Genomic DNA, 23,030 nt, shown 5'->3' with positions numbered 1-23,030 from the left:
CCTACTTATTTTTTGCAAAGATTCTCTTAATAACCATTGTTGCGTATGAGCCTCTTGGAAGAACAAATTCAAGAAGAAGTTTCTTTTTCCCCTGATAAATTTCATCATCTTCAATTTTATAGTTTATTTTTGGAATAACAATGACTGCCCTTTGAGTTGATTTAAAGAATGCCTGTCTTATCTTTTTAAGATTAAACTGGGCAGGTCTTATTTGTCTTTCATTGAGAATTTCATTATATATTCTCTCAACGGTAGCATCTGAGATTTTTGCTTTTGATGAGGCTAAAGGAATTTGCAGAGTCTTAAGATATGCAAAATTTTGTTTATCAATTTCATCAAAAAAGATATAGTCTCCTGTAATCCCTTTATGATAGAGTAAATTTTTATCGGGAAGCAGATTTTTAATAAGTCTTTTTACAGTTTCATTCCATATGAAACTTTGATAGGCTGAAAAAAACATTGACATTTCTTCTTTGGTAATTTTCTGTAAAGGTAATAGATAATCTTTAGGATTTTCTATAAGATAGCTGAATGTAAACTTTTCAAACTTTGTCTTCGCTAAACTGAGGCAGATACTCCAGTTACCCCAGTTTTCAAAGATCTTTCTTTTTCTCTCCTTTGCTAATTTTTTATCCTCAGGATATATGTGAGTAAGATATATTTTAAGCGCTCCATTGTAATGACCTTTAAGTATTTTTTCAGCAATAAATCCTTGTTTTGGATCAAAGCTTCCAAAACGCTGGTCATCAAAGTAGTTTACGAATCCATGGATTTTAATTTTTTCTATAGTCTTTTTGATTAAATCAATCATTTTTTCCGAGAGAGCTCTTACGGTTATTTTAAATGCATTACCCTCAATTAATTGAGGCGTCATTGGTTGAACTGAAAAACCCAGATGGATAAGTTCAAAGTGATCCTCCTTCAGATTAATTTTTCGATAAAAGTTTTTTATTGTTATGAACTGTTCTGTAATGCCATGTCTGTCTTTTTTTCCTCCATAGGAGATGTTGTTAAATGGAATTTTCAATTTATGGGCAATTTTTTTTAGTAAATCAACAGTATTCCATCCTGTTTTTTTTAGAAGAAAAACATTGTATTGACCCTTCTGTCTCAAAGGTATTGAACTTATCTCTTTAACTATAAAATCTTCAGGTTTTGTCTTAACTTTGTAGGACATGTTAAAATTATACCACTATGATTGAGGAAAAGTTGAAAGATTGTGGAATAGTACTTCCTCAGCCAATAAAACCTGTTGGTGCCTATACAGTTGCTCAACTTTCAGAAAATCTTTTATTCTTAAGTGGAATTCTTCCTTTCAGGGATGGAAAGCTTATAAGAAAGGGGAAAGTTGGTAAAGATATTTCAGTTGCAGAGGCATCAGATGAAGCACTGCAAGTTGTTATAAATGCTCTGGCAATTGTAAAAGATTATTTGGGAAGTCTTGAAAGAGTAAAGAAATGTATAAAGATTACAGGATATGTAGCCTCATCAGAAAATTTTACAGAGCAGCATATTGTTCTTAATCCTGCCTCTGAACTTTTAGTAAAGATATTCGGTGAAAGAGGAAAACACTGTCGGGTGGCAGTAGGTGTCTGTAGCCTTCCTCTTGATGCTTCGGTTGAAATGGATTTTATTTTCGAGATTTTTTGATTAATCCTGCTTTTTCTTTTAATTCCTCTAATTCTTCTTTTGTCAAAACTCGGTACTGGCCAGGTTTAAGACCTTCAAGTTTGACTCCATCAATAGAAATTCTTATGAGTCTAATTACAGGATGACCAACTCTTTGTAACATCTTACGAATCTGACGCTTTCTACCTTCATGAAGAGTTATTTTTATCCATGAATTAGCTTTAAGTTTTCTAACAAAGTGAACACTTACAGGAACAGCAAGTTTACCATCAATTTTTATACCTTTTCTGAGTTTTTCAATTGTTTCAGGCTCTATTATTCCATCAACTTTTACCAAGTAGGTTTTCTCTATCTTGGCACTCGGATGCATTATTTTGTAAGCAAATTCCCCATCATTAGTAAGAAGTAACAGTCCTTCAGAGTCATAATCAAGTCTACCAACAGGATAAACCCGAAATTTTATTCCTTTAAGAAAATCTTTTATCGTAGGTCTTCCTTGAGGATCTATAAGTGAAGTTATAACCTTTCTTGGTTTATGAAAGGCATAATAAACTTTGGGTTCTGGTTTAATTAGAAGTTTTCCATCAACTTTGATATAGTCTTTTTCAGGATCAGCTTTCTGTCCAAGCTGAGCAACTTGACCATTTACAGTAACCCTTCCTTCTTTAATTAATTCCTCTGCTTTTCTGCGGGAAGCAATCCCAAATTCGGCAAGAATTTTTTGTAGTCTCTTCATCATAGTCTAATCCATAATTTCAATATAAGCTCTCTGACGAAGTCCTCTCGTCCAGAGCTTATATTCTTTTTTGAATCTTTCCTCTTCTAAAAGGCCTTTAACATAGTTTATAAGTTCTGTTGAGTCTTTTCTGAAACAAACTCCGTCAAGTTTAAATATAAACACTCCCCTGTCTGTCATCATTGGTTCACTTATTTGTCCTACATTCATCTTTGAAAAAAGATTAGATAGTTCTTTAGCAATTTCACCCTTTTTCAAAAGCCCAATTGCTCCTCCAGACTTAGCTGATATATCCTCACTAAGTTGAGAGGCAACTTTGCTAAAAGACTCACCCTGAATAAGTCTTTTATACACTTCATTTATTTTGTCTTTTAACTCCTCAGAACTTTCTCTTTTTTTGATAAATATCTGACTAACATAGTATCCTTCATCATCGCAAACTAACTCAGGATGAGCTGAGATGTATCCATTGATTTCTGAATCGGTAACAACAATTTTGCTTCTTACAAGTGAGTTCAATGCTCTCCCGATTATTATCTGTTCTTTGAGCATTTTTTTGTAATCACTAAGACTCATACCCTCTTTTTTAAGAGTTTCCATGAAACCTTCGTCAGTGAGGTTGTATTTTCTCTTTATTTCATTTATTGCTCCCTCTATCTCACTATCAGAGACAAAAATTCCATATTTTTCTGCTTCTTCAATCTGAAGTTTTGTATCAATTAGTTTTTCAAGGAATTCTTCCTCATGGGCTTTGAAGTACTTAAATTTTTCATCAGGATTTAGAGCTTTAATTTCATCCTTTGCATTGAACTCCATAAATTTGTAGAGTTCGCTCCATGTAATCACTTCTCTGTTAACTACAGCTACAACTTTGTCAACAAAAAATTTATTTTCCTCTGCCTCTGCTGACACAGTAAAAAAAATTATTGACAAAATAAACAATAAAAAATTTTTGAACAATTTTAATCCCTCCTTAAATTTCAACATATTCTCGGTAACTGCTCTCCTGGAAGCATATCAACTATTCTTGTGCCTCCAATATATGTTTTAAGTAATACTTTGCCTCCTGGTCCCGTTACTTCACCTATTATGGCAGATTCTAAGCCAAAGGGATGTTTTTTCATAAGTTGCAGCATCTCTTCTGCTACTTCTGATTTTACAATGGCAATAAAAATACCTTCATTTGCAACATAAAGAGGATCAAGTCCCAGTAGTTCACATGCTCCCCGTACTGTATCATGAATAGGAATTGCATTTTCATAGATTAGAATATCTTTACCCGAGTCAAGGGCAAGCTCTTTTAGAGTTGTTGCCACCCCACCTCGTGTTGGATCACGCATTACTTTCACATAGGGAGCAAACTCTTTCAGTATTTCTGAAATTAAACCATTTAAAGCTCTTGTGTCACTTAAAACTGGAGGCTCAAAGACAAAACCATTTCTTTCACTCATCACAGCAATACCATGATTGCCAACAGATCCGCTTATTATAACCTTATCACCAACTTCTATCTTAAGAGGCGAAAGTTCAACTCCTTCAGGTAAAACTCCAACTCCTGAAGTATTTATAAAAATTCCATCTCCCTTTCCTTTATCAACAACCTTTGTATCTCCTGCAACTATTTTTACCTCTGCTTTTTTTGCTGATTCAGCAATACTTTTCAAAATTTTTTCAAAGTCAGATATTGGAAACCCTTCCTCAAGAATAAAACCTACTGTTAAATAAAGAGGTATGGCACCGACAACGGCAAGATCATTCACAGTACCATTTATTGCTAATTCTCCAATGTTACCACCTGGAAAGAATATGGGAGAGACAGTGTAGGAATCAGTGGTTATGGCTAATTTGTTTGAATGATTAATGGAGACTACTGCTGAATCCATCAGTGAAGGAATTTCAAAGACAGGTGCAATGTAATTTTTTATAAGTTCATGCATTAGTTTTCCACCACTTCCATGTCCAAGAAGAATTCTATCCACTCTGCACCTCCACTTTTATTTCAAAAGGTTCGCTTTCCTTTAAAGGACCTGCTGATAAAATTCTATAAAAAACAGGTGATTTCAAGTTATTAATATTATACTCTACATCAAAAAACAATGGAATCATTGTATCTCCGATCAGGATAAAATCTGAATCACTGGCTGTTTTGCGATAAACCTTATAACCTTTAATCCATTTTTCAGGTACTTCTCTCCATGAGATGTAAACACCATTTTCATTAACTGTCCAGAAAACTTCTTCAGGTTTTGATGGAATAAACTCTGCTACAGGCACTTTTATTTCACTTCCTTCACCTTCAATGTAAATATTGGACTCAGCGATGTATGGAGTAATAAGGTAGGTTAAGGATTCTTGAATAGCTTGATTTTTGAAATTTTCTTCGACTAAAAGTGACTTCTTGTCAGTTGTTCCAATTTTTTGTTTTTGTCCATCGATTTTATAGATGTTATACATTACTGAATTTTCTGACTTCCATGAAAGCAATACACCATCCTGTGTAATTTTATACTGAATTTCACTTACTTCAGGGAGTTTTTTGGGAGTTATACTGTTTTCAATTGGCTTACTGTAAATTCCTTTTTTATTAATTGCAAATATTCTGTATCGGTATGTTTGACCAAATATAAAATCTCTGTCTTCAAAAGAGTTTAATTCAGGATTTAGATGCAGGGATTTAATCTGTCCTGAATTTTCTCTTTCAATGAGGAAACTGCTAAGTTTGGCTCTATTTTTTTCAGGATAACTCCATGAGATTACGATTTTATCATAATAAGCTGTTAGATTTAATTCATTAACAGGCTCTGGCTGAAGATAGTCTTCAAGTGTAGGATCCAACTTTCTTCCGCAGGCTGTGAGAGATAGTAAGATAAGAAGACAAATTAAGACATATGCTGGCATAAAAGATTTTACCAATGTTCTGATATATTTCATTCCTTCAATTTCTTCCTTAGCAATTTTATTTGTTCCTTTACACTCTTTTTTGAAGTGCTTCCATAGGAGATTTTTGCATCAATTGAGCCTTCTGGTGTCAATATCTCGTAGACATCTCTGTCAATTTTATCGGAAAATTTCTTAAACTCCTTTATACTTAAGTCTGCAAGACTTTTCCCTTTTTCAATACAGTAAAGAACAATTTTACCTGTAATTTCATGAGCATTTCTGAATGGAATCCCTTTTTTTACAAGATACTCTGCAAAGTCTGTGGCAGTTGTGTAACCCTTCTGGGAAGCTTCTCTCATTACTTCGTTGTTGAACTTGATTTCAGGAAGCATCTCGTTGATTATCTTAAGGCTCATGCTTACTGTATCAACTGTATCGAACACAGGTTCTTTGTCTTCCTGCATGTCTCTATTGTATGTAAGAGGAAGTCCTTTCATTGTTGTAAGCAAAGAAATCAAGTTTCCATAAACTCTTCCTGTTTTACCCCTTATAAGTTCTGCGGGGTCTGGATTTTTCTTCTGAGGCATCATGCTTGAGCCAGTTGAAAATCTGTCAGGCAGTTCTATGAACTTGAACTCATCTGTTGCCCATAGTACTATCTCTTCAGCCAATCTGCTTAGATGCATCATTATCACCGCACCACAGTATAAAACATCAAGTACAAAATCTCTATCTGAGACAGCATCCATACTGTTTGGTATTACTCCATCAAAGCCAAGTTCTTTTGCTGTGAATTCTCTATCAATTGGAAGTGATGTTCCTGCTATGGCACAGGCACCAAGAGGGCACTGATTTATTCTTTTCAATGTCTCAATGAGTCTTTGTCTGTCTCTTTCAAACATCCATGCGTAGGCTAAAAGATGGTGAGAAAGAAGCACAGGTTGAGCCTTCTGTAAATGGGTGTATCCCGGCATTATTGTATCAATATTTTTTTCAGCAAGGGTGAGGAAGTTTTTTTCAAGCTCTGTTATCTGTTCTATAAGTTCCTGGACCTTTGCTCTAAGATAAAATCTCAGGTCAGTGGCAACCTGATCATTCCTTGAACGGGCAGTATGAAGTTTCGCACCAGCAGAGCCGATCTTTTCAATCAGAGCTCTTTCAATGTTCATGTGAACATCTTCAAGCTCTTCTTTGAATTGGAACTTGCCTTCGTTAATTTCCTTCTCTATCTCAGAAAGCCCTTTTAAAATCTGCTTGAGTTCTTTTTCATTGATAATACCCTGTTTATGTAGCATTCTGGCATGTGCTCTGCTACCTTCTATATCTTCCTTCCAGAGTCTGCTATCAAAAGATACAGATTGGGAAAATTTCTCCAGTGTCTTAGCTGTACCTTCCCTAAACCTTCCACCCCAAGGTTTTTTCATAGTTTTTTCCTTTTTTTACTTAAATACCGTTGATAGAGAATGTATTGAGCAAATTTTATGAAAGCGAAATACATCTCTATCTTTACTCCTCTGCCTTTGCCTGACGCTCTTTCTGTCTTTGTTCAATTATTTTCTGTGCTATATGAGATGGAACCTCCTCATAATGGGAAAACTCCATAGAATAAATTCCCCTTCCTGATGTCATGCTGTGTAGCTGGTTGGCATATGTAAGCATCTCTGCCATTGGCACAAGGGCAATAATTTTCTGATTTCCTCCTGCCTGAGGCTCCACACCCTGAACTTTTCCTCTTCTGGAGTTGAGGTCTCCAATGATTGTTCCAAGAGTTTCCTCAGGAACAATTATCTCAGCTTTCATAATTGGCTCAAGTAGCACTGGTTTTGCCTCCATGAAAGCTTTCTTTAAAGCAAGAGCTCCAGCAATTTTGAATGCCATTTCAGAGGAATCTACCGGATGATAGGAGCCATCATAGAGTGTTACCTTTATGTCAATTATGGGATAGTATGCTAAAATTCCTTCTTTCATCGTCTCAATAATTCCTTTTTCAACAGCAGGACGATACTGTTGAGGTATTACTCCACCAACTATTTTGTCAACAAATTCATATCCACCACCTCTTGGAAGTGGCTCAATCTGTATCCAGCAGTCACCATACTGACCTCTTCCACCTGATTGCTTTTTATACTTACCTTGAGCTTTCGCAGTTCCCTTTATAGTCTCTCTGTATGGAACTTTTGGTGCCATGAGATTTACTTCAACTCCGAATTTTCTCTTTAGTTTTTCAAGGGCAACCTCTATGTGAACCTGACCCATTCCACTTAAAATCATATCTTTTGACTCTTCATCCCTTGAGAATTTAAGAGTAGGGTCTTCCTCAAGTAGTTTATGAAGTCCTGCACTAACCTTTTCTTCGTCTCCCCTTGTTTTTGGTGCTATTGCATAGGAAATGATTGGCTCAGAGAATCTTACCTCTGGAAGTTGTATAGGATTATTTTCGTCACACAGTGTATGTCCTGTAATGGTATCCTTAAGTTTTACTGTTGCCACAATCTCTCCAGGTCCTGCTTTCTGGCAGGGTGTGTGGTTTTTACCAAGCACATAATAAATCTGTCCAATTCTTTCTTTTGTCCCTGTGTTTGGATTGAGCACAGTGGAATCAGCTTTGAGAACACCTGAAAAAACTCTTATATATGATATTTTCCCTGCAAATGGGTCTACTGATGTTTTAAAAACATAGGCAGCAAGTGGCTCCTCTTCAGAGGGTTTTCTTGTAACTTCAGTTCCATCTTTAGGATTAATTCCCTTGATTGGATAAATATTTGCTCTTTCCTTTGGATCTGGCAGGGTTAAAATAATGCTATCAAGCAGAGCTTCCACACCAACTCCCAGGAGTGCTGAACCTGCGAGCACAGGTATGAATCTTCTTGCTAAAGAAGCATCATGTAACCCCTTTCTTAACTCTTCTTCAGTAAGCTCTCCTCCTTCCAGATATTTTTCAAGAAGGCTATCATCAAGCTCTGCAATCTTTTCGACGAATTTTTTTCTGTATTCTTCAACTTTACCCATTAAATCAGAGGGAATTTCAACTTCTTTTACTGATTTTCCATCCTGAATATATGCTTTTAGAGAAATTAAATCCACAATTCCCTCAAGTCCCGGACCTTCTCCTATGGGCAAAGTAAGAGGAATGGCTTCCTGTCCGAAAACTTTTTCAATCTCAGCAACAGCTCTATCAAAAGAGGCATTTTCTTTGTCAAGCTTGTTTACAAAGACAACTCTTGGAAGGTCATAGTCATCGCAGTATTTCCAGATTCTTTCTGTTTCAGCCTTAACACCAGAGATGGCACTTACAATTACCACTGCTCCATCAACAACTCTTAAAGCATTCTTTGTATCTTCAAGAAAGTTAACAAAGCCCGGTGTATCTATAATGTTAATTCTGTAATCCTTATAATCGCAGTAAGCTACTTTGCAACTGAGAGTCATGTTTCTGGCAAGTTCTTCAGGTTCATAATCAATTACTTTGCCTGTGGTCTCTCCTGTAGTTACTCTGTCAATTTGCCCTGTTTTAAAAAGTATTTGCTCTGCAAGCTTTGTGTTGCCTGCACCTGCATGAGCGACAATTGCAATGTTTCTAATCTTGGTGATGTCTCTACTCATAAGAGCCCCTCCTCTTTAAGTTTTATTCAAAAACTCTTCTGTAAATGTGGTCTATGTTTCTTGTGTAATAGTTTAAATCAAAAATACTCTTTATTTCATCTTCATTCAAATATTTCCTGACAGTTTCATCTTTAAGCAAAAGTTCCATAAAAGGCTTTCCCTCTTTCCAGCTCTGCATTGCATTTGATTGAACTATTTTATATGCTTCCTCTCGGGTAAGTCCCTTTTCAACGAGGGCAAGAAGCACTCTTTGAGAATTATAAAGTCCATAGCTAAGTTCAATGTTTTTAAGCATTCTTTCAGGATAAACTCTTAAATCCTTTATTATCCCATAAAGCCTGTTAAGCATATAATCAACTAAAATGCAGTTGTCAGGAATTATTACTCTTTCTACTGATGAATGGGATATGTCTCTGTCATGCCAGAGGGCGATGTTTTCAAAGGATGCAAAGGCATTGCTGCGTACAAGTCTTGCAAGTCCGCTCAGGTTTTCGCATCCTACAGGATTTCTTTTATGGGGCATGGCAGATGAACCTTTCTGTCCCTCTGTAAAAGGTTCTTCAGCTTCAAGAACTTCTGTTCTTTGAAGATGCCTTATCTCAACTGCAACTTTTTCAACCATTGCAGCAATCAATGCAAGAACACTTAAGAATTCAGCATGTCTGTCACGTTGTACAACCTGAGTTGCCACAGGTTCAGGCTTAAGTCCAAGTTTTTTGAGAGCAATCTCTTCAATCTCAGGTGGTATATTTGAAAATGTTCCAACAGCACCTGAGATTTTTCCAACAGAGATTCTTTCAATTGCAGATGCAAGCCTTTCAATGTTCCTTCCTGCCTCTTCATACCAGAGGGCAAATCTCAATCCGAATGAAGTTGGCTCAGCATGTACTCCATGACTGCGACCCATACATATTGTATCTTTGTACTGAAAAGCCTTTTGTCTGAATAATTCCTTTATTTTCTTCAAATCTTCCATAATTAGGTTAGCAGCTTCTCTCATCTGTAAAGCCAGAGCTGTATCAACCACATCAGAAGATGTAAGCCCCATGTGAATATAACGGGATACAGGTCCAACCTTCTCAGCCACAGCAGTTAAAAAGGCTATTACATCGTGCTTAACAGTGGCTTCAATTTCATCAATTCTTTTCAGGTCAAAGTCTGCTTTTTCTTTTATTTCCTTTAATGCGTCCTGTGGGATTTTTCCGAGCTCTGCCCACGCTTCACAGACAGCAATCTCCACCTCAAGCCACTTTCTGAATTTGTTTTCCATGCTCCATATATCACCCATCTCTTTTCTTGTATATCTTTCTATCATGATACCTCCTCCCATATAATTCTTTCTGGTTTTATGATCACACCATTACCAAAACCTATTCCAAGTATTCTGCCTGTTTTGTCTTTTACTTTCACCCATCCTGCAGGAACAATTCCTGAGGGTATCTTAATAGAGTTACCGTTAATAAATCTTCTAATCAGTGTATCATTTATTGTTACAGACGGGATAAAGTATAAAGCACTGTCAATGTTTAAGATGCCTGAAACTGAGAGCTTATTTTCTAATCCTTTCTCATATAATTTTTTTAATCTTTCAGAATCAATTGAATTTTCCACTGTGAATTTTCCCACCCTTGTCCTTTCAAGTTCTACTATATGGGCACCCATACCCAGTTCTTCACCAATGTCATGACATAATGCTCTTACATATGTTCCTTTACTGCATACTACTCTAAATGTAACAAAAGGTGGGTTAAACTCTTCAATGTTAAACAGATGAATAAAAACTTTTTTTGGTTTTCTTTCAACTTCAATTCCCTTTCTTGCAAGCTTATAGAGAGGTTGTCCCTCTAATTTGACTGCCGAATACATTGGTGGAGTTTGTATGATCTCACCTGTATATTTTTTTAGTATTTCCTCTAACTTAGTTCTATTAAGTTCAAAACTATCAACTTCTCTTATGACTCTTCCCTCAGCATCATGGGTATCTGTTGCTATTCCAAATCTTGCTTTGAAAACATATTCTTTTTCAAGTTCCATAAGCATTGGTGCAATTTTTGTTGCTTCATTCAGACACACAATCAGAATGCCTGTTGCCATGGGGTCAAGTGTGCCAGCATGTCCGGCTTTTTTAACCTTCAAAATCCTTTTTACAGTTGTAACAGCATCCTGGCTTGTAATTCCTTTTGTTTTATTAAGAACTACTACTGCGTTCATAAACTCTTATTGGTCCCAATCCTTTTAGTTCAAAAATTACAAGAAAGCTAAATTCAGAGGTTTGCCTTCCCTCGATTTCCACAGGTCTTCTTGTGATCGAAACATTAGCTGCCCAGCATTTCTCAGCATATCTCAGATTTAATGAACTGTCTCTCAATCCAGCACCTTTAGCATCGTAATTTAAATTTGCTGTAAAAGACCATCTTTCCGATAGTTTTTTCGCTACTGTTATGGCATATGTTTTTATGCCATCCTCTGTTTCCTGTGAATTGTACTGATCTCTCAATGTTGGAGACCAGATATAGGCAGGAGAAAGTGCGCCATATTTTGTATATCTCTGACTTAATGACAGAGATGTTGTCTCATCTGGAGAAAAGCCTATGTAGCTATTAAATCTTTCCATCCTTTTTTTTGATATATTTTGATATGTATCAAATCCCAAGTTAATTTTCCAGAATGATATCCTCGCCTCCAGCAAAACAGGATATAGTTTATCCCATTCATTTTTTGCCCTGAAGTCATATACTTCTGCAATTCTTGCTTCTGTTGTAAAACTTCTGAAATTCAATTTATTGTAAATTCCCGCTCTAATTAATGCTGTGTCATCAATTATTTCAGAACTTGTTAAAATAGGAGGTTTACCGCTTACTCCAATTAAAACTCCTTCCATAAATGGTTCAATTAGATGAGAGAAGTTTGCTGTTCTTTTATAAAATCTCATAAAGGCTTTTGCATTGTATTGAAGCATTTCTCTATGAGAGACATCTTCATAGGGAGCGGTTTTTTCAAGATTGTAAAATATTTCCTTTAATTCCAGAGTTTGTGATAGCTTAATGCTGTCTCCTGTGCTATAACTTATTTGAGGATTTATTTCAAATATCTGCCCTTTCAGTCCGTCTTCTTTATAAAACTCAGCCACATTGGTATTAAAGTTTACATTGAATTGTCCAAGTCTGTACGGATAAACAACATATCCAAGCTCTGCTTTTACCGGTGGGCTTGTACCTCCTTCTTTTAAATCTTTCCATCCCTGTCCGAGTAAATAAAATCTTGACTGAACTCCCGGTAGAGAAACTTCTACAGAAGACTGTAAAAATCTATCATATCTTGCTGAAAGGTCCTTACTGTATTCTTTAAAAAGGTAGGTGCTCGAAGCTGAACGAACATCTCCATACTCTCTGTAAAAGTCATTTTTATTGACATAGTTTATATCTGCAAGAAGGTCAATTCCCTTAAATTTCTGAAGATGAATTCCCCTTAACTCCATATAATTTTTATTAAGTTTTCTGTCCTTAATCTGATATCCATACCACATTCCTTTTGTATCAAAATCCATATATCTGTACTCAATTCCTTTGCCAAGGCCAACCTTTGAAAAATAATCAATATAAAATGTAGCATCTTTATTGCTATCTATTACAAGATAATAGGCAGGACTTAAACGAATTCCGCGAGTGTTTGAGTTTCCAAATTTAAAGGGTAAAAATCCTGATTTTTTTGTGGTGCCTCCTGGTCCCCAAAATACAGGCGAAAAAAGAATAGGCACATCTTTTACTTTAAATGTGGTAATTTTGGATGTTAATGTATCATCAACCACAAGATCAACAAACTCACCTGTAAAACACCACGGTTGAGCACTGTCTGGCTCTGGCTCACAGGTGGAGAAAGTTGCCTTTTTAGCTTTATATTTAATCTCATTTAATCTTTCAATCTCAGATGCTTTTATCCACATATCCTGCTTTTTTATATGAAGAAGAGCATTTTTTAAAAACCCTGTTTTTTTATCTCTATTAAACTTTCCTTCTTCAGCCCAGACAGTAATCTCATCATCGTCATAATAAAGATCTCCAAATGCCTCTATATCAGCCGTATCTTCATAATAAATCACTTTCTGAGCCTTAAGATCAAATGTCCCATCACTCATATAAACATCACCGATTGCAATAAGTTTTTTTTCTTTTTCAAATCGTTCTAAAGTTTCGGAAACTATCTCTACAGCTGATGAAATAGATGCTTTTAAAATAACAATTAGAGCAATTAACAAGACAGTTGTCATAGTTTTATGTCTCATATTAATTCTCCAAGACTTCTATGCAAAGTTTTATCTCCAAGATACTCCTTTAGTTCACCAATAAGATAGGCTGAACCTGTACAAAGAAGATATAGGTTGTCATTTTTTTCGCAAAAAGAGAGCCCTTCTTTGAAAGCCTCTAATGGTTCATCTATTTTAATCATGCCCGAACTATTTTGAGGAATTCTCATATCTAATTCCTTCACTGTTAATGCCCTTTCATAGTGGGGTACTGTAAAAATCAATTTATGAGCGTAATTTTCAAAATATTTAACAAAGCTCTCTATATCTTTATCTCGCATCATTCCAAAAACAACCACAGGTTTTTTGTCTGTTAGAGTTTTTAGTGATTTTACAAGATTTTTTGCAGCATGTGAATTATGGGCAATATCAAAAATTACAAGAGGATGGTTCGATACAACTTCAAGTCTGCCTGGAATTTTGACATTTTTAAGACCTTCTTTTATTAAATTAAATTTCCAGTCAGAGTAAGCGGTTAAAAAAGCTTTCAATGCCACCGCTACATTTTCAAGTTGATGAAATCCTGTAAGGGGTAAAAAAAATTCTGAAGACTGAGAACCGAACTCTGAAGAGTTAAAAATAAAAGTAATTCCATTTAAATCCATTGCCTTAAGTTGAGCAAAAAAATCTCTACCATATGTGAAAACTGGACAGTCAAGCTCCCTGGCTTTTTCATAAATCACCTCTTCAGCATCTTTTTCCTGTTTTGATAAAACAACAGGAACTCCCTTTTTTATAATTCCAGCCTTTTCTTTGGCAATGGATTTTATGTCATTTCCAAGAAATTCCTGATGATCAAGCCCAATACTTGTAATTACTGAAACAACAGGTGTTACTACATTCGTAGAATCAAGTCTTCCACCCATTCCTGTTTCAATGACTGCATAGTCAACTCCTTTTTGTCTAAAAAAAACAAAAGCCATCACAGTAACATATTCAAAAAAAGTAAGTTCATCTGCAAATGGTTTTATTGTTTTAACTAATTCTATCACTTCATCTTCAGAGATTTCGCAATCATTAACAACTATTCGCTCTGTAAATCGTGTGAGATGAGGAGATGTAAAAACTCCTGTATTTACTCCATGATTTCTTAACAGATTATAAATTATCTTTGAAACCGAGCCTTTTCCATTTGTGCCAGCTATATGAATTGATTTAAAGCTTTTATGGGGGTTGTCAAGTTTTTCCAAAACTGAAAAGACTCTTTCAAGTCCCAATTTAATACCTTTGGTTCTTCTGCTATATAGTTCATTTATTAACTCTCTATACTCTGGTTTTTTCATCTTTTCAGGAACCTATCCTGAAGATTGAGAGATGATTAGAGGTTTGGAACTTTTTTCTTTGCCATTTCGAGACAAAGAATCACTTGTTTCGGAGTTATCAGAACCAGATTCTGGCATAATAATTTCGATTAGCCTGTAAATAGTATTTTTTAGTTCTTTCCTCTCTACAACTATATCAATCATTCCGTGTTCCAGTAAAAATTCTGCTCTCTGAAATCCTTCTGGAAGTTGTTGTTTTATTGTCTCTTGAATTACCCTTGGACCTGCAAAACCTATAAGACTACGAGGTTCTGCAATAATTATATCACCAAGCATCGCAAAAGAGGCTGTCACTCCTCCAAAGGTTGGATCTGCCAGTACAGAAATATATAGAATTCCTGCTTCCTTTAGCCTTCCAATTGCCTGAGAAGTTTTCGCCATTTGCATAAGGGAAAACATTCCTTCCTGCATTCTTGCACCACCAGATGCAGATACAATAATTAGGGGAACTCTGCGCTCCAATGCTCTTTCCGCAGCTCTTGTTACTTTTTCTCCAACAACTGTTCCCATGCTTCCACCCATAAAGGAGAAATCAAGAACAGCAACTACTACATCTCTTCCATTTATCTTTGCATCTCCATATATTGCTGCTTCTTTAAGACCTGTCTTTTTTTCATTTTCAAGAAGTCTTTCTTTGTATGAAATCGTATCATTAAACTCAAGTGGATCAATACTTTTAAGTTCAGCATCCAATTCAACGAAACTCCCACTGTCTGTCATAAGATTGATTCTCTCTTTTGCTGAAATCCTGAAATGATACTTACACTTTGGACAAACCTTAAGATTGTTCTCAAGTTCTTTGCGATATATTATTTCCTTGCAGTTTTCACATTTAACCCATAGTCCTTCAGGAATTTTTACTTTTTTTTCTATTTTTGGTTCTTTTCTTTTAAACCATGCCATTTATATCGCCTCTCTTAAAGATTTGATAAAGTTAAGGGCTTTTTCAGGGGTTTCATGAAACACTTTTACAATCGCGCTTCCTACAATTACTCCATCGGCAAACTGAGCTACATAAGAGGCTTCCTCTGGTTTACTTACACCAAAGCCAACGCATACAGGTTTACCGAGACTTTTTACAAAATCTATGTGTTCCATGAAAGTGTTGTCAAGTTTGAGCTGGGAACCTGTTATTCCTGTTATTGATACATAGTAAACAAAACCTGTTGAAGCTTTCACAATTTTTTTTACTCTCTCAGAAGTTGATGTTGGTGCTACAAGAAAGATGGTGTCAATACAATATTTTCCTGCAAAGGTTCTATATTTTTCTGATTCTTCCACGGTAAGATCAGGGAAAATAACTCCTGCAACCTTTGCTTCTTTTGCATCTTTAAAGAATTTTTCAATGCCATAGCAGAAAACAGGATTTAGATAGGTCATGAGAATTATGGGTGTTGTTATTTCTTCTTTTATTTCGTTAAGAAAATTAAGTATTTTCCTCAAAGTTGTACCAGACTTAAGAGCTCTCTCTGCAGCTCTCTGTATTGTAGGTCCATCAGCAAGGGGGTCTGTAAAAGGCACTCCAAGTTCAATGAGATCTGCTCCTGCTTCACTTAAAAGTTTTAGCCTTCTGGCAGTCTCTTCAAGTGATGGATCACCTGCCATTATGTAGGGTATAAATGCTTTTTTACCTTGTTTTTTTACCTCTTCAAGTTTTTTTCTTACAGCAAAACCTTTCATAGAGAAATTCCTTTTATTCTTGCAACTTCCTGAACGTCCTTGTCTCCTCTTCCTGAGAGGTTAACGATAATGATTGAATCTTTTGACATTTTAGGTGCAATTTTTATTGCTTCAGCTAATGCATGAGCAGACTCAAGGGCAGGAATAATACCTTCAAGTCTACTTAAAAGTTCAAAAGCTTCCAAAGCTTCCTCATCTGTTGCATAAGTATAGATTACCCTGCCTGTATCTCTTAGATAGGCATGTTCAGGTCCAACAGAGGCATAATCAAGTCCAGCACTTACAGAGTGGGTTTCAAGAATGTTCCCATCCTCATCTTCAAGAACATAGCTAAGACAACCCTGAAAAATTCCCTTTGCACCACCTGCAAATCTTGCTGCATGGAATCCTGTTTGAATTCCTTTGCCTCCTGCCTCAACACCAATCATCTTTACATTATCTTTTAAGAACGCACTGAAGAGACCTATTGAGTTACTCCCGCCTCCAACGCAGGCAATTAAACAGTGAGGAAGTTTTCCCTCTTTTTGTATTATCTGCTTTTTTGCCTCTCTACCGATAATACTTTGAAAATATCTTACAAGAAGTGGATAAGGATGTGGACCAAATACAGTGCCCAATACATAGTGAGTTGTGCGAACATTTGTTGTCCAGTCTCTTAATGCTTCATTTATAGCATCTTTTAAGGTTTTTGAGCCTGTATCAACAGAAATGACATTTGCACCGAGTAGATTCATTCTGAAAACATTGAGCTTTTGTCTTCTTATGTCTTCAGTTCCCATATATATGTCACAGCTGAGTCCTACCAAAGCAGCACCTGTTGCAGTGGCTACACCATGCTGTCCTGCTCCTGTTTCAGCTATAATTCTCTGTTTTTTCATAAGTCTTTTAGCAAGTAATGCCTGACCAAGAGCATTGTTGATTTTATGTGCACCTGTATGGGCAAGGTCTTCTCTTTTAAGATAAATCTTTGCTCCACCAAGATGTTCAGTTAATCTCTGAGCAAAGTAAAGAGGAGTAGGCCGACCAACATAATCTTTAAGTAGTGACTCAAATTCTTCATTAAAATTTTTATCAATCTTTGCTCTATAAAATGCTTTCTCAAGTTCTTCAAGGGCTGGCATGAGAGTTTCAGGGACAAAGCAACCTCCGTATTCCCCAAAGTATCCTTTCCTTTTACCCATGAAAAGTATTATAGCATGAAGATAAGAGCTTTGGCTAAAAAACCAATAATCATCGGGAGTTTTTTGAGATGTAATTTAGTAAAAAATTGTGTATAATCTATAAAAAATTTTTAATGGGGGTTAAAAATGGAACAGACAGGTAATGTAAAAATTTTAGGAGGGCTTGGTTCTATTTTTGTGATTCTTGGTTTTATTCCGTGGATAGGTTGGTTGTTGAGCATTGCAGGCATTGTTTTGCTATTTATTGCTATGAATAAGCTTTCCCAGATATTTTCGGATAAGAACATATTCAATAAATTTTTAACAGGGTTTCTGATTAGCTTGGCAGGTATACTTCTTGGCGTTATTTTTGGATTATTTTCAATGTTGCCAATGATGAAGAATGGTTCTTACCACAGTATGCCATCTGGTTTTGGATTAGTATTTACATTTCTTATTGTTTATGCTTTAAATATAGCTGGCATGTATTTTTACCGTCAATGTTTTAACATTATCCATAACTATACTGGAATAAATCTTTTCAAGCTTGCAGGAACTTTTATGTTCTGGGGTGCCATCGGAGTTATAGTTTTTGGTCTTGGTGCTATTGGGATTTTTGTAGGATGGATATTGCTTGCCGTAGCCTTTTTCGGGCTTCCCGAAACTTATGAAAAAACTGTTTAATTTGAAAGACTTTTAATTTGTAAGGTATAATTTCAATTTAAGTTGCTCAGGCAGAGGTCTCTCTGTCAAAAATTTTTTGGAGGGGCTAATGAGGATTATTGTGTGCATTAAACAGGTTCCAGATGTTACAGAAGTAAGAATTGATCCAAAAACAAATACTCTTATAAGAGAAGGTGTTCCAAGTATTATGAATCCTTACGATTTACACGCTGTTGAAGCTGCCCTTCAGATTAAAGAATCTACAGGTGGTAAAGTTACAGCAATTACAATGGGACCACCTCAGGCAGAGGAAGTTCTCAGGGAAGCCATCTCAATGGGCGTTGATGATGCGATTTTGCTTACAGACAGGCGATTTGCAGGAGCAGATACATGGGCAACTGCCTATACTCTTTCCCGTGCAGCAAGAAAGATAGGGTTTGATCTGATAATATGTGGAAAACAGGCAATTGATGGAGATACTGCCCAGGTAGGACCTGAAATGGCTGAATTTCTTGAGATTCCACATGTATCCTATGTGAGAAAAATTGATAAAATAGAGTCTTCCGAGATGATCATTGAAAGACTCATGGATGACTGTTATGAAAAAATATGGGTTAGTCTACCAGCATTGATAACTGTAGTGAAAGAATTAAACAATCCCCGTCCACCTTCAATAAGAGGCAAAATGGCAGCTAAAAAAGCAACAATTCCCAGATGGAATGCCGATGATATTGAAGCTGAAGAAGATAAAATCGGGCTTAAAGGTTCTCCTACAATGGTTAAAAACATATTTGCACCTCCACCAAGAGGAGAAAGAAGAATTCTTGAAGGCACACCTGATGAACAGGTTCACACACTTCTTAAAGAGCTAAGGAGGTTAGGATGCTTATAAGAATTGATATAGAAAAATGTACAGGTTGTGGTACCTGTCTAAATGTATGCCCCTTTGGTGCAATAATAATCAAAGAATACAAAGCTTTCATAACAGAAGCCTGTACACTCTGTGGTGCCTGTGTGGAATCCTGCCCCGAGTCTGCAATAATTGATGAAAGAGGGAAAGAAGAAGCAAAACAGGCAACCATGGAAGATATGCAAGATTCAAAGTTCAAGGTTCAGGGAGTATGGGTATTTGCAGAACAATCACAGGGCAAAATTGCCTCTGTTGCCTATGAATTACTCGGGATAGGAAGAAAACTTGCAGAGGAGCTTAAATCTGAACTTTCTGCGGTCCTTTTCGGACCATCAGATGAAGTTCAGGAGCTTATTAAATGGGGAGCAGACAAAGTTTACTATGCTGATGCTTCTCAATATGCTTACCTGGATGATGAATTATATGCCAGAACTCTTGTAAAGCTTATAAATCAGCACAAACCTGAAATACTTCTTGCCGGTGCCACTGCCATAGGTCGTTCATTTATTCCAAGAGTTGCAGCAAGATTGAGGGTTGGTTTAACAGCAGACTGCACAGGACTTGAAATTGATAAGGAAACAGGAAATCTTCTTCAGATTCGTCCAGCTTTTGGAGGAAATATTATGGCAACTATTGTTTCTCCAACAAGCAGGCCACAGATTGCCACAGTAAGACCCCGTGTAATGAAGAGAGGTGAATATAATCCTGATAAGAAAGGTGAGATAATAAAAATTGAACCTCTTGAGCCAACAGGAAAGGTAAAAGTTCTTGAAAGAGTTGAAGAAACATCCTTCTGTAAGGTAAATCTTCAGGATGCAAAGGTTATTGTTTCAGGTGGCAGAGGAATTGGTGGTCCTGAGGGTTTCAGCATGCTCTGGGAACTTGCCTCTCTCTTAGGTGGCACTGTGGGAGCATCCCGTGCAGCAGTTGATGAAGGATGGATTCCTTATGCCCATCAGGTAGGACAGACAGGTAAAACAGTATGCCCAAAGCTTTATATAGCCTGCGGAATTTCAGGTGCAGTTCAGCATCTTGTGGGAATGCAATCCAGCGATATAATTGTTGCAATAAATAAGGACCCTAATGCTCCAATATTCAATGTGGCAACCTATGGAATTGTGGGAGATGTTAAGGTAATTGTTCCTCTTATGATTAAAAAATTAAAGGAAGGAGTTTCTGAATGATTGCCTTTGTTTTTCCAGGACAGGGCTCACAATATGTTGGAATGGCTAAAGATTTATCCGTATGTGCAAAGGATTTATTTGAAACAGCTAGTGAGATTTTGGGTTTTGATCTTGCAAAGTTATGCTTTGAAGGACCTCAAACTGAATTAAATAAAACAGAAAATACCCAGCCAGCAATACTTACTGTATCCTATGCATTGCTGAGAGAATTTTCAGTTTCAGGGATTTCACCGGCTTATGTGGCAGGACACTCACTTGGAGAGTACACAGCAGCACTTTGTGGAGAGGTTTTCTCTTTTAGTGATGCTATTAGAATTACAAGAAAAAGAGGACAGCTTATGCAGAGTGCTCAACCAGAGGGTAAGGGTGCAATGGCTGCTGTTTTAGGACTTGATGAAGAGACTCTTAAACAAATCTGTGAGAGCATAAAAAATTTCTATGTTGATCTTGCGAATTTAAACTGTCCAGGACAGATTGTAATATCTGGAGAGGCAGAGGGTGTTAGAAAAGCATCAGAGCTGGCAAAGCAAAAGGGTGCTAAAAAGGTCGTTCCTCTTCAGGTAAGTATCCCTTCCCATTGTATGCTTATGAAAGAGGTGGCGCAGGAGTTTGGGCAATTTTTGAGAAGTTTTAATTTTAATGACTCAAAAATACCAATTGTTAGCAATGTTGATGCAGTAGAGGTTAAGGAAGCAGAGGCTATTTTGAATGCTTTTGTAAGGCAGCTCTATAGCCCTGTAAGATGGCAGGATTGTGTAAAATACATGATTTCAAAGGGAGTTAATACATTTATAGAAATTGGACCCGGTAAAGTTCTTTCAGGACTTATAAGAAGGATTGATTCTTCAGTAAAGATTTACAACATAGAAAACTTAGAAGATTTGAACAATGTTAAAAAGGAGGTTTCAGGATGAGAAAAAAAGTAGGTATTGTCGGAGCAGGAAATGTCGGTGCAACCCTTGCACTCTTTGCTGTAAACAGCGGGCTTGCTGATGTTGTTCTCTATGATATTGTTGAAGGTATGCCACAGGGCAAAGCTCTTGATATTTTGCAAAACACCGCTGTATTGGGCATAGAAGCATCAATTACAGGAACAAACAGCCTTGATGATCTTGCAGGCTCAGATATAGTTGTAATAACTGCAGGCCTGGCAAGAAAACCTGGCATGAGAAGAAAGGATTTGTTGATGGCTAATGCAGATATTGTTGGAGGCATTGTAAATAAACTTGCCCCTCAATGTCCTCAGGCAATTTATATAGTTGTTACAAATCCTATGGATGTAATGGCTTATTTAACACTTGCTCTATCAGGCGTTGATAGAAAGAGAGTTATTGGAATGGGAGGAATTCTTGATTCATCAAGGTTTAAGACTTTCATTTCAATGGAACTCGGAGTTTCTCCCCGTGATATAGAAACTCTTGTTCTTGGCGGACATGGTCTTTACATGGTTCCACTTGTAAGATTTACAACTGTAAAAGGTATACCCCTTTCAAAATGGCTTTCACAGGAGAAAATTGAAGCCCTTGTTCAGAGAACTCGTGAAGGTGGTGCTGAAATTGTTTCTCTCCTTAAAACAGGCTCTGCCTATTATGCACCCGCTCAATCAACCTTTGAGATGATTAAAGCAATAATTCTTGATGAAAAGAGACTTCTACCCTGTTCTGTTTATCTTGATGGAGAATATGGAGTAAAAGATGTATTCAACGGAGTCCCTGTTGTGCTTGGCAAACAGGGAGTTGAAAAAATAGTTGAAGTTGAGCTTACTGATGAGGAAAGAGCAGCTTTTGCAAACTCTACAGAAGAAGTAAAAAGCATGATACAAATTCTAAGAGAGGAGGGTAAGATATGATGGAGAAAACTCTTGTAATAATTAAGCCAGATGCGGTTAAAAAAAATCTTATTGGAGAGATAATTTCAAGATTTGAAAAGCAAGGATTGAGAATTGCAGCTCTTAAGAAGATCAAGATGACAAAGGAGCAGGCAAAGGGCTTTTACATTGTTCACAAAGAAAGACCTTTTTATGAGTCACTTACTGATTTCATGTCTGAAGGACCTGTTGTAGTGATGGTGATTGAAGGCGATGATGCAATAGCAAGGGTAAGAAAAATTATGGGAGCAACAAATCCTGCTCAGGCAGAGGAAGGTACAATTAGAAAAGACTTTGCTGAAAACATTGAAAGAAATGCAGTACATGGTTCTGATTCACCTCAATCAGCAGCCTATGAAATTCCTTACTTTTTCTCAGCGATAGAAATTCTTTAAAAAAATCGGGTCTCCGGATAAATAAGGAGACCCTGCCAATTCCTGAATGGAATAGTTAAAATTAAAAGGCATAAATGGGTAGGTTGAAATATATCTGAAGAACTCGTGCTTAAAATTATCACTAAATAAGTCAGATTTTAAAGATTTGTGAATTTCTTCAATACTCCAGAACGCAACTTCCTGAATTTCATTTTTATTGAAATTAAAAGGTCCTTCATGAACTGTCCAGTATGTATAGACAAGTTCACTTTCATATTCGTTTGAATGAATATATGTATAAAGAAATTTAAGATTTTCAGACACAACGCCAAGTTCTTCAAGCATCTCTCTTTTGGCTGCAGTTAAAATGTCTTCTCCGGGCATGATATGTCCACCAACAGAGGTATCCCATTTATCGGGTGCAACATCTTTATGAGAGGCTCTTTTTTGAAGGAGTAACTCACTTTTTGAATTAAAAACAAGAACATGAATAACTTTATGAAGCATAGAAGGATTGCCGTGTATAATACTTCTTGGAGCTATTGAGAGAATTCTGCCATCTTTGTCAACAATTTCAAGAAATTCTTCCATCGCGCCCCTTTTAAATAAACCTATGTTGAAACTCAAATATTTTACCTATTGTCGGGATATTTTTCAATATATTTTTTCTATCAAAAGTTGGAATCGGGGCTGAATGAATCAGCACCCGATTCTCCATG

22 protein-coding genes are annotated in these 23,030 nt (G+C 36.5%); 7 read left to right on the top strand and 15 right to left on the bottom strand.

Annotation, left to right across the window (positions count from 1 at the left end; genetic code table 11):
- Window position 1: 1 nt before the first annotated feature.
- Window positions 2-1,177 (bottom strand): tRNA pseudouridine(13) synthase TruD, encoded by a 1,176-nt coding sequence (truD, locus tag TAGGR_RS09070; protein ID WP_059177045.1) that lies wholly within the window; start codon window positions 1,175-1,177, stop codon window positions 2-4.
- Window positions 1,178-1,194: 17 nt separating this feature from the next.
- On the opposite strand from truD, the gene TAGGR_RS09065 reads away from it, so the two are divergent.
- Window positions 1,195-1,650 (top strand): RidA family protein, encoded by a 456-nt coding sequence (locus TAGGR_RS09065; RefSeq protein ID WP_059177044.1) that lies wholly within the window; start codon window positions 1,195-1,197, stop codon window positions 1,648-1,650.
- Here the strand turns inward: TAGGR_RS09065 and TAGGR_RS09060 are convergent.
- From TAGGR_RS09060 to trpB, 13 genes are all read right to left on the bottom strand, one after another.
- Complete coding sequence (locus TAGGR_RS09060; RefSeq protein ID WP_082673647.1) at window positions 1,631-2,368, bottom strand: pseudouridine synthase; 738 nt, start codon at window positions 2,366-2,368, stop codon at window positions 1,631-1,633. The genes TAGGR_RS09065 and TAGGR_RS09060 overlap by 20 nt on opposite strands.
- Before the next feature lie 3 nt (window positions 2,369-2,371).
- Entirely contained in the window at window positions 2,372-3,325 is a 954-nt protein-coding gene (locus TAGGR_RS09055; protein WP_161936214.1) for a peptidylprolyl isomerase, read from the bottom strand.
- A 20-nt stretch (window positions 3,326-3,345) separates the two neighbouring features.
- A complete protein-coding gene (gene hypE / locus TAGGR_RS09050) occupies window positions 3,346-4,344 on the bottom strand; it encodes a hydrogenase expression/formation protein HypE (protein WP_082673646.1) in 999 nt (332 codons plus the stop codon).
- Window positions 4,337-5,296, bottom strand: coding sequence for a fibronectin type III domain-containing protein (locus TAGGR_RS09045; RefSeq protein ID WP_059177042.1), 960 nt, complete (start codon window positions 5,294-5,296; stop codon window positions 4,337-4,339). The genes hypE and TAGGR_RS09045 overlap by 8 nt, the downstream gene beginning before the upstream one ends.
- A complete protein-coding gene (gene argH / locus TAGGR_RS09040) occupies window positions 5,293-6,669 on the bottom strand; it encodes an argininosuccinate lyase (RefSeq protein WP_059177041.1) in 1,377 nt (458 codons plus the stop codon). The genes TAGGR_RS09045 and argH overlap by 4 nt, the downstream gene beginning before the upstream one ends.
- 82 nt (window positions 6,670-6,751) lie before the next feature.
- Window positions 6,752-8,848, bottom strand: a complete 2,097-nt coding sequence (gene fusA, locus TAGGR_RS09035; protein ID WP_059177040.1) for an elongation factor G — start codon at window positions 8,846-8,848, stop codon at window positions 6,752-6,754.
- Between the two features lie 22 nt (window positions 8,849-8,870).
- Window positions 8,871-10,163: an adenylosuccinate lyase gene (purB, locus tag TAGGR_RS09030; RefSeq protein WP_059177039.1), complete on the bottom strand. Its 1,293-nt coding sequence runs from the start codon at window positions 10,161-10,163 to the stop codon at window positions 8,871-8,873.
- Complete coding sequence (gene truB, locus TAGGR_RS09025; RefSeq protein ID WP_059177038.1) at window positions 10,160-11,059, bottom strand: tRNA pseudouridine(55) synthase TruB; 900 nt, start codon at window positions 11,057-11,059, stop codon at window positions 10,160-10,162. The genes purB and truB overlap by 4 nt, the downstream gene beginning before the upstream one ends.
- Window positions 11,037-13,130, bottom strand: coding sequence for an LPS-assembly protein LptD (locus TAGGR_RS09020; protein ID WP_059177037.1), 2,094 nt, complete (start codon window positions 13,128-13,130; stop codon window positions 11,037-11,039). The genes truB and TAGGR_RS09020 overlap by 23 nt, the downstream gene beginning before the upstream one ends.
- Window positions 13,127-14,434: a bifunctional folylpolyglutamate synthase/dihydrofolate synthase gene (locus TAGGR_RS09015; RefSeq protein WP_059177036.1), complete on the bottom strand. Its 1,308-nt coding sequence runs from the start codon at window positions 14,432-14,434 to the stop codon at window positions 13,127-13,129. The genes TAGGR_RS09020 and TAGGR_RS09015 overlap by 4 nt, the downstream gene beginning before the upstream one ends.
- A gap of 12 nt (window positions 14,435-14,446) precedes the next feature.
- Complete coding sequence (gene accD, locus TAGGR_RS09010; protein WP_082673645.1) at window positions 14,447-15,376, bottom strand: acetyl-CoA carboxylase, carboxyltransferase subunit beta; 930 nt, start codon at window positions 15,374-15,376, stop codon at window positions 14,447-14,449.
- Window positions 15,377-16,153, bottom strand: a complete 777-nt coding sequence (gene trpA / locus TAGGR_RS09005) for a tryptophan synthase subunit alpha (RefSeq protein WP_059177035.1) — start codon at window positions 16,151-16,153, stop codon at window positions 15,377-15,379.
- Window positions 16,150-17,334 carry a tryptophan synthase subunit beta gene (gene trpB / locus TAGGR_RS09000; protein WP_059177034.1) on the bottom strand — a complete coding sequence of 395 codons (1,185 nt, stop codon included), beginning with the start codon at window positions 17,332-17,334 and terminating at the stop codon, window positions 16,150-16,152. Before trpB ends, trpA begins: the two co-directional genes overlap by 4 nt.
- Before the next feature lie 126 nt (window positions 17,335-17,460).
- Between trpB and TAGGR_RS08995 the strand changes: the two genes are divergently transcribed.
- The 6 genes from TAGGR_RS08995 to ndk all read left to right on the top strand — a co-directional run bounded on the left by TAGGR_RS08995 (window position 17,461) and on the right by ndk (window position 22,332).
- Window positions 17,461-17,997 carry a DUF996 domain-containing protein gene (locus TAGGR_RS08995; protein WP_059177033.1) on the top strand — a complete coding sequence of 179 codons (537 nt, stop codon included), beginning with the start codon at window positions 17,461-17,463 and terminating at the stop codon, window positions 17,995-17,997.
- An 88-nt stretch (window positions 17,998-18,085) separates the two neighbouring features.
- Entirely contained in the window at window positions 18,086-18,868 is a 783-nt protein-coding gene (locus tag TAGGR_RS08990) for an electron transfer flavoprotein subunit beta/FixA family protein (protein WP_059177032.1), read from the top strand.
- Window positions 18,859-20,070, top strand: coding sequence for an electron transfer flavoprotein subunit alpha (locus TAGGR_RS08985; protein ID WP_059177031.1), 1,212 nt, complete (start codon window positions 18,859-18,861; stop codon window positions 20,068-20,070). The genes TAGGR_RS08990 and TAGGR_RS08985 overlap by 10 nt, the downstream gene beginning before the upstream one ends.
- Window positions 20,067-20,984: an ACP S-malonyltransferase gene (gene fabD / locus TAGGR_RS08980; protein WP_059177030.1), complete on the top strand. Its 918-nt coding sequence runs from the start codon at window positions 20,067-20,069 to the stop codon at window positions 20,982-20,984. Before TAGGR_RS08985 ends, fabD begins: the two co-directional genes overlap by 4 nt.
- Window positions 20,981-21,919: a malate dehydrogenase gene (mdh, locus tag TAGGR_RS08975; RefSeq protein WP_059177029.1), complete on the top strand. Its 939-nt coding sequence runs from the start codon at window positions 20,981-20,983 to the stop codon at window positions 21,917-21,919. Before fabD ends, mdh begins: the two co-directional genes overlap by 4 nt.
- Entirely contained in the window at window positions 21,919-22,332 is a 414-nt protein-coding gene (ndk, locus tag TAGGR_RS08970) for a nucleoside-diphosphate kinase (RefSeq protein WP_059177258.1), read from the top strand. The genes mdh and ndk overlap by 1 nt, the downstream gene beginning before the upstream one ends.
- Here ndk and TAGGR_RS08965 read toward each other — a convergent pair.
- A complete protein-coding gene (locus TAGGR_RS08965) occupies window positions 22,312-22,902 on the bottom strand; it encodes an NUDIX hydrolase (protein WP_082673644.1) in 591 nt (196 codons plus the stop codon). The two genes, ndk and TAGGR_RS08965, sit on opposite strands and share 21 nt — an antisense overlap.
- Between the last annotated feature and the right edge of the window lie 128 nt (window positions 22,903-23,030).

The organism is Thermodesulfovibrio aggregans (assembly GCF_001514535.1).
GTDB lineage: Bacteria > Nitrospirota > Thermodesulfovibrionia > Thermodesulfovibrionales > Thermodesulfovibrionaceae > Thermodesulfovibrio > Thermodesulfovibrio aggregans.
The sequence above is the reverse complement of the archived record's forward strand: the minus strand, read 5'-3'. Positions and strand labels throughout refer to the sequence as shown.

Bases quoted from the DNA above. Each gene is read 5' to 3' on its own strand.
- truD (WP_059177045.1), bottom strand. From the start codon at position 1,177: ATGTCCTACAAAGTTAAGACAAAACCTGAAGATTTTATAGTTAAAGAG.
- TAGGR_RS09065 (WP_059177044.1), top strand. From the start codon at position 1,195: ATGATTGAGGAAAAGTTGAAAGATTGTGGAATAGTACTTCCTCAGCCA.
- TAGGR_RS09060 (WP_082673647.1), bottom strand. From the start codon at position 2,368: ATGATGAAGAGACTACAAAAAATTCTTGCCGAATTTGGGATTGCTTCC.
- TAGGR_RS09045 (WP_059177042.1), bottom strand. From the start codon at position 5,296: ATGAAATATATCAGAACATTGGTAAAATCTTTTATGCCAGCATATGTC.
- argH (WP_059177041.1), bottom strand. From the start codon at position 6,669: ATGAAAAAACCTTGGGGTGGAAGGTTTAGGGAAGGTACAGCTAAGACA.
- fusA (WP_059177040.1), bottom strand. From the start codon at position 8,848: ATGAGTAGAGACATCACCAAGATTAGAAACATTGCAATTGTCGCTCAT.
- purB (WP_059177039.1), bottom strand. From the start codon at position 10,163: ATGATAGAAAGATATACAAGAAAAGAGATGGGTGATATATGGAGCATG.
- truB (WP_059177038.1), bottom strand. From the start codon at position 11,059: ATGAACGCAGTAGTAGTTCTTAATAAAACAAAAGGAATTACAAGCCAG.
- TAGGR_RS09020 (WP_059177037.1), bottom strand. From the start codon at position 13,130: ATGAGACATAAAACTATGACAACTGTCTTGTTAATTGCTCTAATTGTT.
- TAGGR_RS09015 (WP_059177036.1), bottom strand. From the start codon at position 14,434: ATGAAAAAACCAGAGTATAGAGAGTTAATAAATGAACTATATAGCAGA.
- accD (WP_082673645.1), bottom strand. From the start codon at position 15,376: ATGGCATGGTTTAAAAGAAAAGAACCAAAAATAGAAAAAAAAGTAAAA.
- trpA (WP_059177035.1), bottom strand. From the start codon at position 16,153: ATGAAAGGTTTTGCTGTAAGAAAAAAACTTGAAGAGGTAAAAAAACAA.
- trpB (WP_059177034.1), bottom strand. From the start codon at position 17,334: ATGGGTAAAAGGAAAGGATACTTTGGGGAATACGGAGGTTGCTTTGTC.
- TAGGR_RS08995 (WP_059177033.1), top strand. From the start codon at position 17,461: ATGGAACAGACAGGTAATGTAAAAATTTTAGGAGGGCTTGGTTCTATT.
- TAGGR_RS08990 (WP_059177032.1), top strand. From the start codon at position 18,086: ATGAGGATTATTGTGTGCATTAAACAGGTTCCAGATGTTACAGAAGTA.
- TAGGR_RS08985 (WP_059177031.1), top strand. From the start codon at position 18,859: ATGCTTATAAGAATTGATATAGAAAAATGTACAGGTTGTGGTACCTGT.
- fabD (WP_059177030.1), top strand. From the start codon at position 20,067: ATGATTGCCTTTGTTTTTCCAGGACAGGGCTCACAATATGTTGGAATG.
- mdh (WP_059177029.1), top strand. From the start codon at position 20,981: ATGAGAAAAAAAGTAGGTATTGTCGGAGCAGGAAATGTCGGTGCAACC.
- ndk (WP_059177258.1), top strand. From the start codon at position 21,919: ATGGAGAAAACTCTTGTAATAATTAAGCCAGATGCGGTTAAAAAAAAT.
- TAGGR_RS08965 (WP_082673644.1), bottom strand. From the start codon at position 22,902: ATGGAAGAATTTCTTGAAATTGTTGACAAAGATGGCAGAATTCTCTCA.